We start from the raw sequence: 15,876 nt of genomic DNA on the forward strand, positions 1-15,876 counted from the left end.
GACGGTCTTACGCAGCAGAGTGGTAGCCATGATGAGTTCACGCCTTCCATTCGGGGGTTTCCGCGGCGCCCGCGAAGAGGGGGTGCGGTGCGTGCCGCGAGAAGGGGGGAAAGTCTGGTGGGTGGGCCCGGCGGTCGGGGGGTGACCTGCTCGGGCGGCCCGGGGATGTAACGACCGGGGGCGGGGGGTGATTCCCGCGGTCGCACCGGCTCGTGGACCAGATGGTTCGCGGTCCGGGGGAGGTAACGACGGCCGGTGGCCGGTCATTCCGACCGGGGCTGCCAACCCCTGGGGGTGGTGGTTGCCGCGCGGTCTGCCATGTTCAACGACCCCGGCCCCGGCATGATTCCGCCGCGCGGGTGGCCCCGACCACGCGACACCGGCCCCATCACCAGCCGAACCGGCGTCCCCGGGCATCCCACCCGCCCGCGATCCGGACAAGCCACCCCATCGAAACCGGATTAAGCCACCCCTTCGAAACCAGACACACCGCCCACCGCGACCGCCACCACCCGCCGTGGCCGGGACAGACCGCTCGCCGTGGCCGGATATACCACCGATCGTGGCCGGGCACATCGCCGGCGTGGCCGGGCACATCGCCGGCGTGGCCGGGCGCATCGCCCGCGTGGCCGGGCACATCGCCGGCCGTTGGCCGGGCACCAGCCGACCCTGACACGGACACCGCACCCCGGGCGGCCCGCTGCACCCCGGGGCAGCTCTGCCGGTCGGTGGAACGCCATGGAGGTCTCCGGGCGCCGGTGACCTCCATAGCGTTCCACCCACGGGACCGGCCCTCGACCACAGCCGGACATTTCACCCCACAACGGCCCGCCCGACCGGCCCGCGAGGCCGGCCGCTCGCTTGACCGGACACGACATCGCCGATCTGGCGGTATCCGACAGCCCTGGACACCCCCACCTCGGCGACCTGCACGGACCGACCCGCCACCCGACCACGCGACACCCGTCCCAGCGCCACCCGACCGGCGGCGCATCGCGTCGAACGGTGATCGACTCGGGCTGCGGCAAGGCGGTGTGTCGCGGGACTCGGGATGACGCCGGTTGCGGCATCCCGAGTGGGGCCGGGCTTCGGGCCCCCCGCCGACCCGGGCATTCGCCGCAGGCGGGCCCGGATAGGCGGTGATCGACTCAGGTTGCGGCAGGTCGGGGTGTTCCACGTGCGGGGACAGCGCCCCTTGCCGCAGCCCGTGGATCAAGGAGACGGTCAGTGGGTGTCGGCGGGGGTGGTGGTGCGCTGGGTGGGGATGGGGTGCGGTGCCGGCCAGGGGACGTCGGGTGCGGGGTGGAAGGTGATGCCGGCGGCGGTCCAGCGCGGGCCGTGCCCGGCCAGGCGCTCCCGGAACGCCGCCCAGTCGTGCGTCGACCGGGGCGACCAGCCCAGTTCGGCGACGGCGGGCAGGCGGGGGAAGAGCATGAACTCCACCTCGGCCAGCGTGGTGACCGACTCGGTCCAGAGCGGCGCCTCCACGCCGAGCACCGCCTCGACCGGTACGCCGTCGATGTGGCTGCCCGGATCCCAGTCGTACGCGCGCCGCACGTCGATCAGCCCGGCCCAGTCGTGTCCGATCGGGGTGTCCGGGGCGTACTTCATGTCCAGGTAGGCGCGGTTGCCGGGGGAGAGGATGACCCGGGCGCCCCGGCGTACCGCCTCGGCGGTCTCGGGGTCCTCGCCGTTGGTGCCCCACCACTGCAGGACGCGCCCGTGCAGGTGCTCCGCCGGGGCGAGCTGGTGCCAGCCGATCACGGTCTTTCCGGCGTCCGCCACGATCCGCTGTGCCCGCTCGACGAAGCCGGTGTAGGCCACGCCCTTGACCTTGAACGCCTCGTCGCCGCCGAGGTGCAGCCAGGGGCCGGGGGTCAGCGCGGCGACCTCGCCGACCACGTCGGCGACGAAGTCGTACGTCCGCTCGTCGGCCGGGTCGACGTAGCTGAAGCCGACCTCGGTGCCGGTGTACGGCGGGGGAGGGATCTTGCCGGGCGCGAGCTCCGGGTACGCGACCAGGGCCGCGTTGGTGTGCCCCGGCAGGTCGATCTCCGGCACCACCGTCACGTGCCGGCGGGCGGCGTAGCTGACGATCCGGCGGTAGTCGTCCTTCGTGTACCAGCCGCCCGGGCCGCCACCCACCTGGGTCGCCCCGCCCACCTCGGCCAGTCGGGGCCAGGAATCGACGGCGATCCGCCACCCCTGGTCGTCGGTGAGGTGCAGGTGCAGGTGGTTGAGCTTGTACCGGGCCAGGTGGTCGACCACCCGCAGCACGTCCTCGACGCCGAAGAAGTGCCGGGCCACGTCGAGCATCGCGCCCCGGTACGCGAAGCGCGGCCGGTCGACGATCGTGCCGCCGGGCACCACCCAGCGTTCGGTCACCGGGGTGGGGTGCTCGACCGCCACGGGCAGGAGCTGTCGCAGCGTCTGCGCGCCGTGGAACAGGCCGGCCGGGGCGGCGGCGGTGATCCGGATTCCGTCCCGGCTGACCTCGAGGAGGTAGCCCTCGTCGCCCAGGTCGCCGCCGCCCGGCAGCCCGGCACCGGCCTCCGAGCCGCTGCCGGCCGGGCCCGCGAGCGGTGCCCCGCCGGCGGCGGTGGCGGTGGCGGAGGGCGCTCCGGCCGGGTGGGTCGCCGAGTCGGCCAGGGTGAGCGTCAGCGGGCCGCCCGGCGTGGCGTCGGCCGCGTCGGCGACGGGGAGCGGGTAGCCGGTGGCCGGGCGCAGCCACCCGGCGAGCTGCTCCGCGACGTCCCGGGCGGCCGGGTCGAGGCTTACCCGGATGCCCGCGTCCTCGGGCAGCAGGTAGTCGGCCGTGGGGTCCGGGGTGACCTGCTCGGGGGCCGGTACCACGTCGCCGAGGCGCACCGGGGCGGACGGGGCGAGCAGGTCGCTCGCCCGCTGGGCGGCGGTGCGGGCCAGGTCGGCGGCGGCCGGCTGCCGGGTGGCGAGGCCGGCCCGGTCGAGCGGTTCGGGACCCGGCTCGGCCGGGGCGGTGGAGGTGGTCGACATGGCGACGGCTCCCGGGGGGTGTATTTGCGTGGGATATGGCAAAGGTCAGGTTCAGCGGATCGCAGTGCCGTCAAGAGTACGAGAGGAATCGGAGTTGCGTGATCGTGCGCGTGGAAGCGTTCCCAAAAACCGGTACGGACGCGGATAGTGCGGACGGTTGTGCCGATTGTCACCGAACGGTCCCAGCCCACTCGATGTTCGCTTAACCTTCGCCCACCGATCGCTGACGACGCCGGGATTACCGGCGGTTGGTCTCGGGGTATGTCCGAACTGAACCTTCGTTAAGTGTCAATGGCGCGCGTGGGAGGCTCTGGTGGCAGCGCAAGAGACGGTCGATCACAAGTACGTCTACGACTTCGCCGAGGGCAACAAGGACCTCAAGGACCTGCTCGGCGGCAAGGGAGCCAACCTCGCCGAGATGACCAATCTCGGCCTCCCGGTCCCGCCCGGCTTCACCATCACCACCGAGGCCTGCAAGGCGTACCTGGCGACCGGGCAGGAGCCGGACGGGCTGGCCGGGCAGATCGAGGCGCACCTGGAGTCCCTGGAACGGGAGATGGGCCGCAAGCTGGGCGACCCGGACGACCCGCTGCTGGTCTCCGTACGCTCCGGTGCCAAGTTCTCCATGCCGGGCATGATGGAGACCGTCCTCAACGTCGGGCTCAACGACCGCAGCGTCGAAGGACTCAGCGCGCAGGCCGGTGGCAACGACCGGTTCGCCTGGGACTCCTACCGCCGGCTGATCCAGATGTTCGGCAAGACCGTCTGCGAGGTGCCGGGCGAGGAGTTCGAGCACGCCCTCGACGACGCCAAGCGCGCCAAGGGCACCACGAACGATCTCGACCTGGACGCCGACGACCTGCGCGGGCTGGTCGACGCGTACAAGAAGATCTTCGCCAAGCACACCGGGCGGGAGTTCCCGCAGCAGCCGCGCGAGCAGCTCGACCTGGCCATCCGCGCCGTCTTCGAATCGTGGAACGCCGAGCGCGCGGTGGTCTACCGCCGCCAGGAGCGCATCCCGGCCGACCTGGGCACCGCGGTCAACGTGGTGGCCATGGTCTTCGGCAACCTGGGCCCCGACTCCGGCACCGGCGTCGCCTTCACCCGCGACCCGGCCAGCGGCGCGCAGGGCATCTACGGCGACTACCTGGCCAACGCCCAGGGCGAGGACGTGGTCGCCGGCATCCGCAACACCGTGCCGCTGCAGGAGCTGGAGCGGATCGACAAGAAGTCCTACGACGAGCTGCTCAGCTACATGGCCCGGCTGGAGGGGCACTACAAGGACCTCTGCGACATCGAGTTCACCATCGAACGCGGCAAGCTCTGGATGCTCCAGACCCGGGTCGGCAAGCGCACCGCCGCGGCGGCCTTCGTCATCGCCGGCCAGCTCGTCGACGAGGGCCTGATCGACCTGGACGAGGCGCTGCACCGGGTCAACGGCGCGCAGCTCGCCCAGCTGATGTTCCCGCGGTTCAAACTCGACCACGATTTCGAGCCGGTGGCCAAGGGCATCGGGGCGTCGCCGGGCGCGGCGGTCGGCAAGGTCGTCTTCACCTCCGCCCGGGCGGTCGAGCTGGCCGCCGAGGGCGAGCCGGTGATCCTGGTCCGCCGGGAGACCAACCCGGACGACCTGAACGGCATGATCGCCGCCAAGGGCATCCTCACCTCGCGCGGCGGCAAGACCAGCCACGCCGCCGTGGTCGCCCGGGGCATGGGCAAGACCTGCGTCTCCGGCGCCGACGAGCTGGACGTCAACATCCCGGGGAAGAAGTTCACCGTCGCCGGGCGGACCGTCAGCGAGGGCGACGTCATCTCCATCGACGGCACCACCGGCAAGGTCTACCTGGGTGAGGTGCCGGTCATGCCCTCCGAGGTGGTGCAGTACTTCGAGGGCACCCTCGATCCGGAGCAGGCCGACGACCCGCTGGTCCGGGCCGTACACCGGATCATGACCCACGCCGACGCCACGCGGCGGCTGCTGGTCCGGACGAACGCCGACACCGGCGCGGACGCGGCGCGGGCGCGGCGCTTCGGCGCCGAGGGCATCGGCCTGTGCCGCACCGAGCACATGTTCCTCGGCGACCGGCGGGAGCTGGTCGAGCGGCTGATCCTCGCGGCCACCGACGCGGAGCGGGAGGACGCGCTCGCCGCGCTGCTGCCGCTGCAGCGGGAGGACTTCATCGAGATCTTCCGGGAGATGGACGGCCTGCCGGTGACCGTCCGGCTGATCGACCCGCCGCTGCACGAGTTCCTGCCCCCGCTGGAGCAGCTCGCGGTCAACGTGGCGGTCGCCCAGGAGCGCGGCGAGGACGTGGCCAAGGAGGAGGCGCTGCTCGCCGCCGTCCGGCGGATGCACGAGGAGAACCCGATGCTCGGCCTGCGCGGCGTCCGGCTCGGCCTGGTCATCCCCGGCCTGTTCGCCATGCAGGTCCGCGCGATCGCCGAGGCCGCCGTCGCGGTCGTCCAGGCCGGCGGGTCGGCCTGCCCGGAGATCATGGTTCCGCTGGTCGGCGCGGTCCAGGAGCTGGAGACGGTACGCGCGGAGGCCGAGAAGATCATCGCCGAGGTGGTCGGGGACAGCGGCGTCGAGGTGCTGATCGGCACCATGATCGAGGTGCCCCGGGCGGCGCTGACCGCCGGGCAGATCGCCGAGGCGGCGCAGTTCTTCTCCTTCGGCACCAACGACCTCACCCAGATGGGCTGGGGCTTCTCCCGGGACGACGTCGAAGGGGCGTTCTTCTGGCGCTACCTGGAGCTGGGCATCTTCGGCATCTCGCCGTTCGAGTCGATCGACCGGGACGGCGTCGGCCGGCTGGTCCGGATCGCCGCCGAGGAGGGCCGGGCCGCCCGGCCGGGCCTCAAGCTCGGCGTCTGCGGCGAGCACGGCGGCGACCCCGACTCGGTGCACTTCTTCCACGAGGTCGGCCTCGACTACGTCTCCTGCTCGCCGTTCCGGGTGCCCGTGGCCCGGCTGGAGGCCGGTCGGGCGGCGGTGAGCACCACCGGCTCCGACTCGCGCTGATCCGTGTGACACGACCGGGGCCGTCGACGCTCACGTCGGCGACGGCCCCGGGCTCGCCGGGCGCGCCATCTTCGGCCGCCGGGCGTAACCTTGGCTCGCTCGCGTACGTGTCGATCAAGGGAAGGGTGGCCGCATGTCCAGCGTCTGGGAGAACCTGATCGTCGACGCCCGCGACCCGTCCCGGCTCGCGCACTGGTGGGCGGAGGCGCTCGGCTATCAGGTGATCACCGACGCGCCGGACGAGGTGGAGATCCGCCGGGCGCCGGACCAGCTGCCCGCCATAATTTTCGTACCGGTCGCCGACGCGAAGCAGGCCAAGAACCGGCTGCACCTCGACCTGCGCCCGGACGACCAGGAGGCGGAGGTCGAGCGGCTGGTCGACATGGGTGCCCGGCACGTGGACATCGGCGAGGGCGACGTCGAGTGGACGGTGCTGGCCGACCCCGAGGGCAACGAATTCTGCGTGCTGCGACCGCGGAAGTGACGGTGGCGCGTGGGCCGCGGTGCTGACGACGCGGCCGGCCCGGCCTGCGTCGACGACGCGGCCCGGCTGGTCGCCGAGGAGCCGAAGGACACCGGGTACGGGCGGTCCCCGTACCAGCGGGACCGGGCCCGGGTGCTGCACTCGGCGGCGTTCCGCCGGCTCGCCGCGAAGACCCAGGTGCACACGGCCGGCACCGACGACTTCCTGCGTACCCGGCTGACCCACTCGCTGGAGGTGGCGCAGATCGCCCGCGAGATGGGCGCCCGGCTGGGCTGCGACCCGGACGTGGTGGACACCGCCGGGCTGGCCCACGACCTCGGCCACCCGCCGTTCGGGCACAACGGCGAGGACGCGCTGGACGCCCTCGCCGCCGGGTGCGGCGGCTTCGAGGGCAACGCGCAGACGCTGCGGGTGCTCACCCGGCTGGAGGCGAAGGTGCTCGCCCCGGACGGCCGCTCCGCCGGGCTCAACCTCACCCGGGCCTCGCTCGACGCGGTCAGCAAGTACCCGTGGCCGCGCCGCCCCGGCCGGCGCAAGTTCGGCGTGTACGCCGACGACCGCCCGGTCTTCGACTGGCTCCGCGCCGGCGCCCCGCCCGGGGAGCGGCGCTGCCTGGAGGCCCAGGTGATGGACTGGGCGGACGATGTGGCGTACTCGGTGCACGACGTCGAGGACGGCATCCACGGCGGGTACGTCAGCCTTCGCCCGCTGCTGGCCGACCCGGACGAGCGGCGGGCGCTCTGCGCCGACGTGGCGGCCGCGTACTCCGGGGAGGCCCCCGAGGACCTGGGCGAGGTGCTGGCGGAGCTGCTGGCCGAGCCGGTGCTCGCCCCGCTCGCCGCGTACGACGGCAGCCACCGGGCGCTCGCCGCGCTGAAGACCACCACCAGCGTGCTCACCGGCCGGTTCGTCGCCACCGTGGTGGCCGCCACCCAGCAGCGCCACGGCCCCGGCCCGCACCACCGGTACGCCGCCGACCTGGTGGTGCCGCGCCGGATCCGGGCCCAGTGCGCGCTGCTCAAGGGCATCGCCCTGCGCTACGTGATGCGCCGTCCCGGCGCCGGTCCCCGGTACGCCCGCCAGCGGGAGATCCTCGCCGACCTGGTCGCCGCCCTGCTGGACCGGGCGCCGGAGGCCCTCGACCCGGTCTTCGCCCCGCTCTGGCGGGACGCCCCCGACGACGCCGCCCGCCTCCGCGTGGTCATCGACCAGGTCGCCTCCCTCACCGACCCGGCCGCCCTCGCCTGGCACGCCCGGCTGCTCCCCTGACCCGCCCGCACCCGCCGTCCGCCGCGCACGCCGGCATGATCGTGCTCGATCCGGGATGTAATGGCATCCGCGGCCGATCGAGGCCACCACATCCAGTTTCGAGCGTGGCCATGGCGGTCAGGGGAGCGTGACCGCGCGGACGTGGCCGGGCGAGGGCTGAGGGGTTGGCGTCGGGTGGTGGGGGACTCGGGCTGCTTAGGCTAGCCTAAGTGGCATGACGGAGCGCCCGAAGAAGGTCACCGCCGCCACGGTCGTACGGACCGAGCGGCCCACCCCGCACCTGATCCGGCTGGTGCTGGGCGGGGAGGAGTTGGCCGGCCTGCCGGTGGGCGCGTACACCGACCACTACGTGAAGCTGGTCTTCCCGCCGGACGGGGTGACCTACCCGCACCCGACGGACCTGGCCAGCATCAAGCGGGACTTCCCGGCCGAGCAGTGGCCGCGGCTGCGCGCGTACACGGTGCGGGCCTGGGACGCCGCGGCCGGCGAGTTGACCATCGACGTGGTGCACCACGGCGACGAGGGCGTGGCGGGGCCGTGGGCGGCCCGGCTGCGTCCCGGTGACCGGGTGCTCTTCACCGGCCCCGGCGGGGCGTACGCGCCGGACCCGGCGGCCGACTGGCACCTGCTGGCCGGCGACGAGAGCGCCCTGCCGGCGATCGCCGCCGCGCTGGAGCGGCTGCCCGCCGGCGCCCCGGCCACGGTGTTCATCGAGGTCGACGGACCGGCCGACGAGCTGCCGCTGGCCAGCCCCGGCGCGGTCGAGCTGCACTGGCTGCACCGGGCGGGCCGCCCGGTGGGCGAGGCACTGGTCGAGGCGGTCCGGGCGGTGGACTTCCGGCCCGGGCGGGTGCACGCGTTCGTGCACGGCGAGGCCACCTTCGTCAAGGAGTTGCGCCGGCTGCTGCGGGTCGAGCGCGGGGTGCCCCGGGCCGACCTGTCCATCTCCGGCTACTGGCGGCGTGGCCTGGACGACGAGGGTTGGCGCTCCACCAAGGCCGCCTGGAACGCGCAGGTGGAGGCGGAGGAGTCGGCCGTCCTGCCGGCCTGACCAGTAGGGCGCGGAGCGCCTACGCCGCCTCGTCGCCGGCCGGCATGGGGTGCGCCACGGTGAGGGACCGGCGGTCGAGCACGGCGCCGACCTGCCCGGCCGAACGCGCCACCCGGCGGCGGATGATCCGCAGGTGCGCCGCGATCGAGGCGGCGACGACCAGCGCCGCGGCCGGCCCGGCCAGCCGGGCCGCGTCGGCGGCGAGCGCGGCCAGCGCGACGGCCAGGCCCACCAGCACGCTGTTGACCAGGGCGAGCATCCCGGCCTGACTGACCAGGTCGCGGAACCAGTGCCGGCGGAACGGCTCGGGCGCGAACGGCCCCGGGTCGTCCAGGGTCGGCATGACGATGAACGGCGCCAGCTCCGGCGCGCGGCGGGTCAGGTAGGTGCGGAGCACGGTGGCGGCGACCGCGTACCGGCGGCCCCGGTCGTTCAGCTCCACCTGACGGGCGAAGACGAAGACGCCCAGCAGCAGGACCAGCAGTCCGAGCCCGGCCAGAACGGCGGGGCCGACCGGGCCGGGTGGTGTGCCGGTGGTGATCAGGCCGGCCGACACGGCGGTCGCTCCCGAGGCCACCGCCAGGAAGAAGGTGAACCGGGCGGCGGACTGGTCGTGCACCGCCCGGCTCAGCTCGCGCAGGTGTTCGTACTCGGCGAGCGCGATGGTCAGCTCCGTGTCGTCGGCCATCCCCGGCGTCCCCTTCCCGGTCGGGGTCCCACCGTAGCCAAGATCGGCAAGGGCGGGAAGCCGTAGCGACGGAGAGCGGGTGTACCGCGAGGTGTAGTAGAGGTGCTACATTTCGCGGCATGACTGCGGTCGAACTGCCGGGAGTTGTCGGGGCTCCCCACCCACCCGACGAGGACCTCGTCCTCGATGTCCGCGACCTGCGCATGCGGTACGGCGCCGTCGACGTGCTGCACGGGGTCGACCTCACCGCCCGGCGCGGCGAGGTGCTCGCCCTGCTCGGGCCCAACGGTGCCGGCAAGACCACCACCATCGAGATCCTCGAGGGCTTCCGGATGCGCTCCGCCGGGGAGGTCCGCGTCCTCGGCGTCGACCCCGGCCGGGGCGACGAGCGCTGGCGGGCCCGGATGGGCGTGGTGCTCCAGTCCTGGCGCGACCACGGCAAGTGGCGGGTCCGCGACCTGCTCACCCACCTGGGCGCGTTCTACGCGCCGTACGGCACCGACCGGATCCGCCGGCCCTGGCCGGTCGACGACCTGCTGGACGCCGTCGGGCTGACCGCGCAGGCGGAGCAGCGGGTGGCCCGGCTCTCCGGCGGCCAGCGCCGCCGGCTCGACGTGGCGGTCGGCATCGTGGGCCGCCCCGAGCTGCTCTTCCTGGACGAGCCGACGGTCGGCTTCGACCCGGCCGCCCGGCGCGAGTTCCACGAGCTGGTGCACCGCCTCGCCGACCTGGACGAGACCACCATCCTGCTCACCACGCACGACCTGGACGAGGCGGAGAAGCTGGCCGACCGGATCCTCATCCTGGCCGGCGGCCGGATCGTCGCCGACGGCTCGCCGGACGAGCTGTCCCGCCGGGTCGCCGGCGACGCGGAGATCCGCTGGACCCGGGACGGGGAGCGGTTCGTGCACTCCGCCGCCGACGCCACCGGCTTCGTCCGCGACCTGCTCCGCCAGTACGGCGACGAGGTGCAGGAGCTGGAGGTCCGCCGGGCCAGCCTGGAGGACGCGTACATGGCGCTGGTCTACGAGGAGGAATCCGGGGTCCGCACCGGCCGGGCCGACCGGGTGTGGCAGCAGGGGAGCGACCGATGAACCCGACGATGGCGGCCGTCCGGGCCGGTCTCCGGCGCGGCGTGATCGAGCTGCGCAACACCTTCAGCAACGGCCAGGACCTGTGGAACTACTTCTTCCCGACGGCGGCCCTGCTGGTCACGATGTTCTTCATGCGCGGCTCCACGGTGCCGGGCACCTCGTTCTCCCTCGGGGCCCGTACGCTGCCCAGCGCCCTCGGCATGGGGCTGGCCTTCGGTGGCATGCTGGTGCTCGCCTCGCAGCTGGTCATGGAGCGGGAGGACGGCACCCTGCTGCGGGCCAAGGCCACCCCGAACGGGATGCTCGGCTACCTGATCGGCAAGATCACCCTGATGTCCACGGTGGCGCTGGTGAGCATGCTCCTCCAGCTCGTCCCGGCGCTGTTCTTCCTGGACGGGCTGCAGATCACCAGCGCCTCCGCCTGGTTCACCCTGCTCTGGGTGGCGGTGCTCGGCCTGGTCGCCACCCTGCCGATGGGCGCGGTCCTCGGCTCGCTGATCGAGAACCCGCGCAACCTCGGGCTGATCATGCTGCCGAACATGGGCCTGATCGCGCTCTCCGGCATCTTCTACCCGATCAACGGCTACCCGGGGTGGCTGCAGGCCGTCGCCCAGGTCTTCCCGATCTACTGGCTAGGGTTGGGCATGCGCTCGGCGCTGCTGCCCGACAGCATGGCCGCGGTCGAGCTGGGCGGCTCCTGGCGGCACCTGGAGACGCTCGGCGTGCTCGCCGCCTGGGCGGTGCTCGGGCTGCTCCTGGCCCCGGTCGTGCTGCGCCGGATGGCCCGCCGGGAGTCCGGCTCACGGGTGGCCGCGCGGCGCGAGCGGGCCATGCAGCGGGTCGGATGAGAGGGCGTCGATGAGCGAGACCGTGCACAACCGGATCGCCGTGCTGCGCGCCGAGCGGGGCATCTCCCGCCGGCAGCTCGCCGACGCGCTGGGCGTGCACTACCAGACGGTCGGCTACCTGGAGCGCGGTGAGTTCCGGCCCAGCCTGCACCTGGCGCTGCGGATCGCCGCGTACTTCGAGGTGCCGGTCGAGGTGGTCTTCTCCATCGAGCCGTTCCCGCGCATCGGCGACGCGACCAGCGGTGCCGGCCGCACCGCCTGACCGCCGGGCCGCCGCGCCGGCCCGGCGCGGCGGCCCGGCGGTGTCCGCCACACGCCCGTCCCCCCGACGGCCGGATCGTCGGTCCGGCAGGGCAGGATGTACGCCGAGGAGGTGGCGGAGATGGCGGGGCGGATCCGGGACGAGGACATCGCGCTGGTCCGCGAGCGCACCTCGATCGCCGAGGTCATCTCCGACACGGTGACGCTCAAGTCGGCCGGCGGTGGCAACCTCAAGGGCCTGTGCCCGTTCCACGACGAGAAGAGCCCGTCGTTCAACGTCTCGCCGGCCCGCAACGTCTGGTACTGCTTCGGCTGCGGGGCCGGCGGCGACGCGATCAAGTTCCTGATGGACGCCGAGCACCTGAGCTTCGTCGAGTCCGTCGAGCGGCTCGCCGCCCGCGCCGGCATCCAGCTCCGGTACGTCGAGGACGACCGGTCCACCCCCCGGCAACGGCCGCAGCAGGGCCAGCGGCAGCGGCTGGTCGCCGCGCACGCGGCCGCCGTGGAGTTCTACCGCGCGCAGCTCAGCACGGCCGGCGCCCGGCCCGCCCGGGAGTTCCTCGCCCAGCGCGGCTTCGACCGGGCCGCCGCCGAGCGGTACGACTGCGGCTTCGCCCCCGACGCCTGGGACCTGCTCACCAAGCACCTGCGCCAGCAGGGCTTCAGCCACGACGAGCTGGTCACCGCCGGGCTGTCCCGGCCGTCCCGCTCCGGCAGCCTGATCGACCGGTTCCGCCGGCGGCTGATGTGGCCGATCCGCGACCTCACCGGCGACGTGATCGGTTTCGGCGCCCGCAAGCTCTTCGACGACGACGACGGCCCGAAATACCTCAACACCCCCGAGACGCCGATCTACAAGAAGTCGCACGTCCTCTACGGCATCGACCAGGCCAAGCGGGAGATCGCCAAGCAGGGCAAGGTGGTCGTGGTCGAGGGCTACACCGACGTGATGGCCTGCCACCTGGCCGGGGTGCCGACCGCCGTGGCGACCTGTGGCACGGCGTTCGGCGCCGACCACATCGGCGTGCTGCGCCGGGTGCTCTTCGACAGCGACGAACGGGCCGGCGAGATCATCTTCACCTTCGACGGCGACGCCGCCGGCCAGAAGGCCGCGCTGCGCGCCTTCGAGGACGACCAGCGCTTCGTCGGACGTACCTTCATCGCCGTCAGCCCGGACAACATGGACCCGTGCGAGCTGCGGCTGGCCAAGGGCGACCTGGCGATCCGCGACCTGGTCGCCCGCCGCGAGCCGCTTGTCGACTTCGCGCTCCGCCACGTCATCAACCGGTACGACCTGGACACGGTCGACGGCCGGGTGGAGGCGATGCGCCGGGCCGCCCCGCTGGTCGCCAAGCTCAAGGACCGGGAGAAACGCCCCGAGTACGTCCGCAAGCTCGCCGGCGACCTCGGCATGGAGATCGAGCCGGTGCAGCGCGCGGTGCTGACCGCCGGGTCCGGCCAGCCGGCCGGCGAGCCGAGCGCCCCGGCCCGGCCCGGTCCGGCCACGCCGACCGTGGACAGCCCCCAGTCGATGGTCGAGCGGGAGGCGTTGAAGCTGGCCCTGCAGGAGCCGGTGCTGGCCGGCCCGATGTTCGACGCGGTCGAGGCGGCGGAATACCGGCACCCGGTGCACCAGGCGGTCCGCGCGGCGATCGCGGCGGCCGGCGGGGTGGCGACGGCCACCGGCGGCGCGGTCTGGATCGAGCAGGTCCGGGACGCCTGCGCGGACCTGGCCGCCCAGGCGCTCGTCGGCGAGCTGGCGGTCGAGCCGCTGCGCATCGACGGCGAGCCCGACCCCCGGTACGTGTCGATCACCATGGCCCGGCTCCAGTGGGGCTCGGTCACCGGCCGGATCCGGGACCTCAAGTCGAAGATCCAGCGGATCAACCCGGTGAGCAGCAAGGACGAGTACTTCGCGCTCTTCGGGGAACTGCTCTCGCTGGAGCAGCACGCGCGGGCGCTGCGCGAGCAGGCCGCCGGAGGACTGTGATGGGACTCTTCACCCGCAAGCCCAAGCTGCCGCCCGCCGACCGGCCGCCGCTGGCCCCCGACGAGCGGGTGCTCGCCTGGGCGGCCGCCGGCAACGGCGAGGGCGACGGCGTGGTGGTGGCCAGCAACCTCGGGCTCTGGCTGCCCGGCCGGCCGCACCGGATCGGCTGGCACGACATCCTCAAGGCGGTCTGGTCCGGCCGGGAGCTCACCGTCACCCCCGCCGAGCGGGTCGCCGAGCGGGACGGCTACCTCGTCGTGGCGGACCACCCCGCGGAGACCTACCTGCTGCTCGATCCGGGTGACCTGCCGCACCAGGTGCGGGCGCGGGTCACCCGCTCGGTGGCGTACACCGCGCACCACCCGGTGCCCGGCGGCGCCGGCCGGATCGCCGCCCGCCGGGTGCCGGGCGTGGACGGGTTGACCTGGACGGTCCGCTACGACCCGGGCACGCCGGCCGACGACGAGGCGGTGGCCGCCGAGACGGGCCGGCTGGTCGCCGCGGCCCGGGCCGCCACCGCCCCCGCCGACGTCTGACGCTCAGCGGGTGCCGTAGTAGCGGCTGGCCCCGGGGTGCAGCGGGATCGGGCCGGTGGCCGCCGCGCTCTCCCGGGTGAAGTTGGCCGCCTCCGGATGCACCTTGATCAGCTCGCCCTGGTACGTGAAGAGCAGCCGGGTCAGGTCGTACGCGAGCTGGTCGGGCATGTCCGCGCGCACCAGGATCACGTTCGACACGGTGATGGTCGGGGTGGCGGCGGGCGTGCCGTAGACCTCCTTGGGCAGCGTCGACGTGGTGTAGACGGCGCCGTAGCGGACGGCGAGCGGCTCGATCAGGTCGGCGATGGGCAGCAGCCGGAACTTCCCGGGCGCGCTGGAGAGCAGGTCCTTGATGCCCGGGGTGGGCAGGCCGCCGGAGAAGAACATCGCGTCCAGGCTGCCCGCCCGCATCCGCTTCACCGTCTCCGGCAGCGACAGGGTGAGCCGTTGGATGTCCCGGTCGGGGTCGATCCCGGCGGCGGTGAGCAGCCGGCCGGCGATGATGTCCGTGCCGGACTTCGGCGAGCCGGTGGAGATCCGCTTGCCGCGCAGCTTCGCGAAGGAGTCGATCTTGCCGTCGGTCCGGACGATGACGTGCGTGTAGTTGCTGTAGATCCGGGCGAGGGCCCGGACCGGCTGCGCCTGCCCGTCGAACGCGCCCCGGCCGGCGACCGCGTCCGCCGCCGTGTCGGCCAGGCTGAACGCGACCTCCATGTCCCCGCCGGCCAGCCGGTTGATGTTCTCCACCGAGGCGCCGGTCGGCTCGGCCCGGGCCTCGTAACCGGGCAGGTGCCGGCTGATCACGTCGGCGTAGCCGCCACCGAGCTGGTAGTAGACGCCGGTGGTGTTGCCGGTGGCGAGGAAGATCCGGCCGCCGTGCCACTCCTGCGGACCGGCCGGGGCCGCGCCGCAGCCGGCGGCGACGGCGGCCAGCAGGAGCGCGGCCAGCAACCGCAGGGGGCGGCGGGTCACTGGCGGGCCGCCGGTTCCAGGGCCTCCGCCACCCGCTGGACCAGGGTGGCCGTCTCGTAGCCGATCTGGCCGAGGTCGCAGCCGGGACAGGCGAGCACGCCGAGCAGCGCCCGCTCGCCGACCGCCATCACCAGCAGCACGCCACCGTCCATGTCGACGATCTGCTGGCGTACCCGGCCGGCGGACATCAGTCGGGCGGCGCCCACGGTCAGGCTCGCCAGGCCGCTGATCACCGCGGCGAGCTGGTCCACCTGATCCGGGGAGAGGTCCGGCGAGGCGGCCAGCCGCAGCCCGTCCTCGGACACCGCGAGGGCGTGCGACACGTCCGGCACCTGCTCGGCGAAGTTCGCCAGCAGCCAGTCGAGTCCGGCGGTCACGGATGGGGTCATTGGGTTCTCCCGGTGGGTGTGGTGTGCGGGGCACGGCGCATCGCGCTGGCCACGCCCTCGGCGAGGGCGGACAGGCGGGCCCGTACCACCTCGGGGTCGAGGAGGTCCGCCTCCGGTCGGGGCGGCACGGCGGTGGTGGGCAGGGTGGCGGGGAGCTGACCGCCCCGGGTGCGTCGGGGCAGCCCGGTCGCGGTGGTCTGCGGCGGCGTCGGGGCGTCGGCGGGGCGTACCCGGGCGGTGCTGGGCGCCAGCACCGCGGC

13 protein-coding genes and 1 pseudogene are annotated in these 15,876 nt (G+C 73.7%); 9 read left to right on the top strand and 5 right to left on the bottom strand.

All coding sequences use genetic code 11. The features are described from left to right. Nucleotides 1-1,224: 1,224 nt before the first annotated feature. Nucleotides 1,225-3,012: a beta-N-acetylhexosaminidase gene (locus EFE23_RS24355; RefSeq protein ID WP_123243253.1), complete on the bottom strand. Its 1,788-nt coding sequence runs from the start codon at nt 3,010-3,012 to the stop codon at nt 1,225-1,227. Nucleotides 3,013-3,325: 313 nt separating this feature from the next. Between EFE23_RS24355 and ppdK the strand changes: the two genes are divergently transcribed. The 4 genes from ppdK to EFE23_RS24375 all read left to right on the top strand — a co-directional run bounded on the left by ppdK (nt 3,326) and on the right by EFE23_RS24375 (nt 8,838). Continuing rightward, entirely contained in the window at nt 3,326-6,034 is a 2,709-nt protein-coding gene (gene ppdK, locus EFE23_RS24360) for a pyruvate, phosphate dikinase (protein WP_123243254.1), read from the top strand. 133 nt (nt 6,035-6,167) lie between these two features. Beyond that, nucleotides 6,168-6,518 carry a VOC family protein gene (locus EFE23_RS24365; protein WP_123243255.1) on the top strand — a complete coding sequence of 117 codons (351 nt, stop codon included), beginning with the start codon at nt 6,168-6,170 and terminating at the stop codon, nt 6,516-6,518. 9 nt (nt 6,519-6,527) lie between these two features. Next, nucleotides 6,528-7,787 carry a deoxyguanosinetriphosphate triphosphohydrolase gene (locus EFE23_RS24370; protein WP_373684037.1) on the top strand — a complete coding sequence of 420 codons (1,260 nt, stop codon included), beginning with the start codon at nt 6,528-6,530 and terminating at the stop codon, nt 7,785-7,787. A gap of 214 nt (nt 7,788-8,001) precedes the next feature. Next, nucleotides 8,002-8,838, top strand: coding sequence for a siderophore-interacting protein (locus EFE23_RS24375; protein WP_123243256.1), 837 nt, complete (start codon nt 8,002-8,004; stop codon nt 8,836-8,838). Between the two features lie 19 nt (nt 8,839-8,857). On the opposite strand, the gene EFE23_RS24380 is transcribed toward EFE23_RS24375, so the two are convergent. After that, nucleotides 8,858-9,526 carry a hypothetical protein gene (locus tag EFE23_RS24380; RefSeq protein ID WP_123243257.1) on the bottom strand — a complete coding sequence of 223 codons (669 nt, stop codon included), beginning with the start codon at nt 9,524-9,526 and terminating at the stop codon, nt 8,858-8,860. Nucleotides 9,527-9,645: 119 nt separating this feature from the next. Here EFE23_RS24380 and EFE23_RS24385 point away from each other — a divergent pair, with 119 nt between their 5' ends. From EFE23_RS24385 to EFE23_RS24405, 5 genes are all read left to right on the top strand, one after another. After that, complete coding sequence (locus tag EFE23_RS24385; RefSeq protein ID WP_123243258.1) at nt 9,646-10,620, top strand: ABC transporter ATP-binding protein; 975 nt, start codon at nt 9,646-9,648, stop codon at nt 10,618-10,620. Further along, nucleotides 10,617-11,468, top strand: a complete 852-nt coding sequence (locus EFE23_RS24390; RefSeq protein ID WP_123243259.1) for an ABC transporter permease — start codon at nt 10,617-10,619, stop codon at nt 11,466-11,468. The genes EFE23_RS24385 and EFE23_RS24390 overlap by 4 nt, the downstream gene beginning before the upstream one ends. 10 nt (nt 11,469-11,478) lie before the next feature. Next, nucleotides 11,479-11,730: a helix-turn-helix transcriptional regulator gene (locus tag EFE23_RS24395; protein ID WP_123243260.1), complete on the top strand. Its 252-nt coding sequence runs from the start codon at nt 11,479-11,481 to the stop codon at nt 11,728-11,730. Between the two features lie 96 nt (nt 11,731-11,826). After that, nucleotides 11,827-13,719 (top strand): DNA primase, encoded by a 1,893-nt coding sequence (gene dnaG, locus EFE23_RS24400; protein WP_123243261.1) that lies wholly within the window; start codon nt 11,827-11,829, stop codon nt 13,717-13,719. Further along, nucleotides 13,719-14,255 (top strand): hypothetical protein, encoded by a 537-nt coding sequence (locus EFE23_RS24405; protein WP_123243262.1) that lies wholly within the window; start codon nt 13,719-13,721, stop codon nt 14,253-14,255. The genes dnaG and EFE23_RS24405 overlap by 1 nt, the downstream gene beginning before the upstream one ends. Nucleotides 14,256-14,258: 3 nt before the next feature. Here the strand turns inward: EFE23_RS24405 and EFE23_RS24410 are convergent, their stop codons facing one another. From EFE23_RS24410 to EFE23_RS24420, 3 genes and pseudogenes are all read right to left on the bottom strand, one after another. Further along, nucleotides 14,259-15,227, bottom strand: coding sequence for a TAXI family TRAP transporter solute-binding subunit (locus tag EFE23_RS24410; RefSeq protein WP_123243263.1), 969 nt, complete (start codon nt 15,225-15,227; stop codon nt 14,259-14,261). Then, the gene (locus tag EFE23_RS24415; RefSeq protein WP_123243264.1) at nt 15,224-15,616 is read right to left on the bottom strand and encodes a roadblock/LC7 domain-containing protein; all 393 of its coding nucleotides are present in this window, start codon (nt 15,614-15,616) and stop codon (nt 15,224-15,226) included. Before EFE23_RS24415 ends, EFE23_RS24410 begins: the two co-directional genes overlap by 4 nt. Beyond that, nucleotides 15,613-15,876: pseudogene (locus EFE23_RS24420) on the bottom strand (ATP-binding protein); the annotation flags it as partial. The gene EFE23_RS24415 and the pseudogene EFE23_RS24420, both read right to left, overlap by 4 nt.

The sequence above is a fragment of the Micromonospora solifontis genome (genome assembly GCF_003725545.1).
Classification (GTDB): domain Bacteria; phylum Actinomycetota; class Actinomycetes; order Mycobacteriales; family Micromonosporaceae; genus Micromonospora; species Micromonospora solifontis.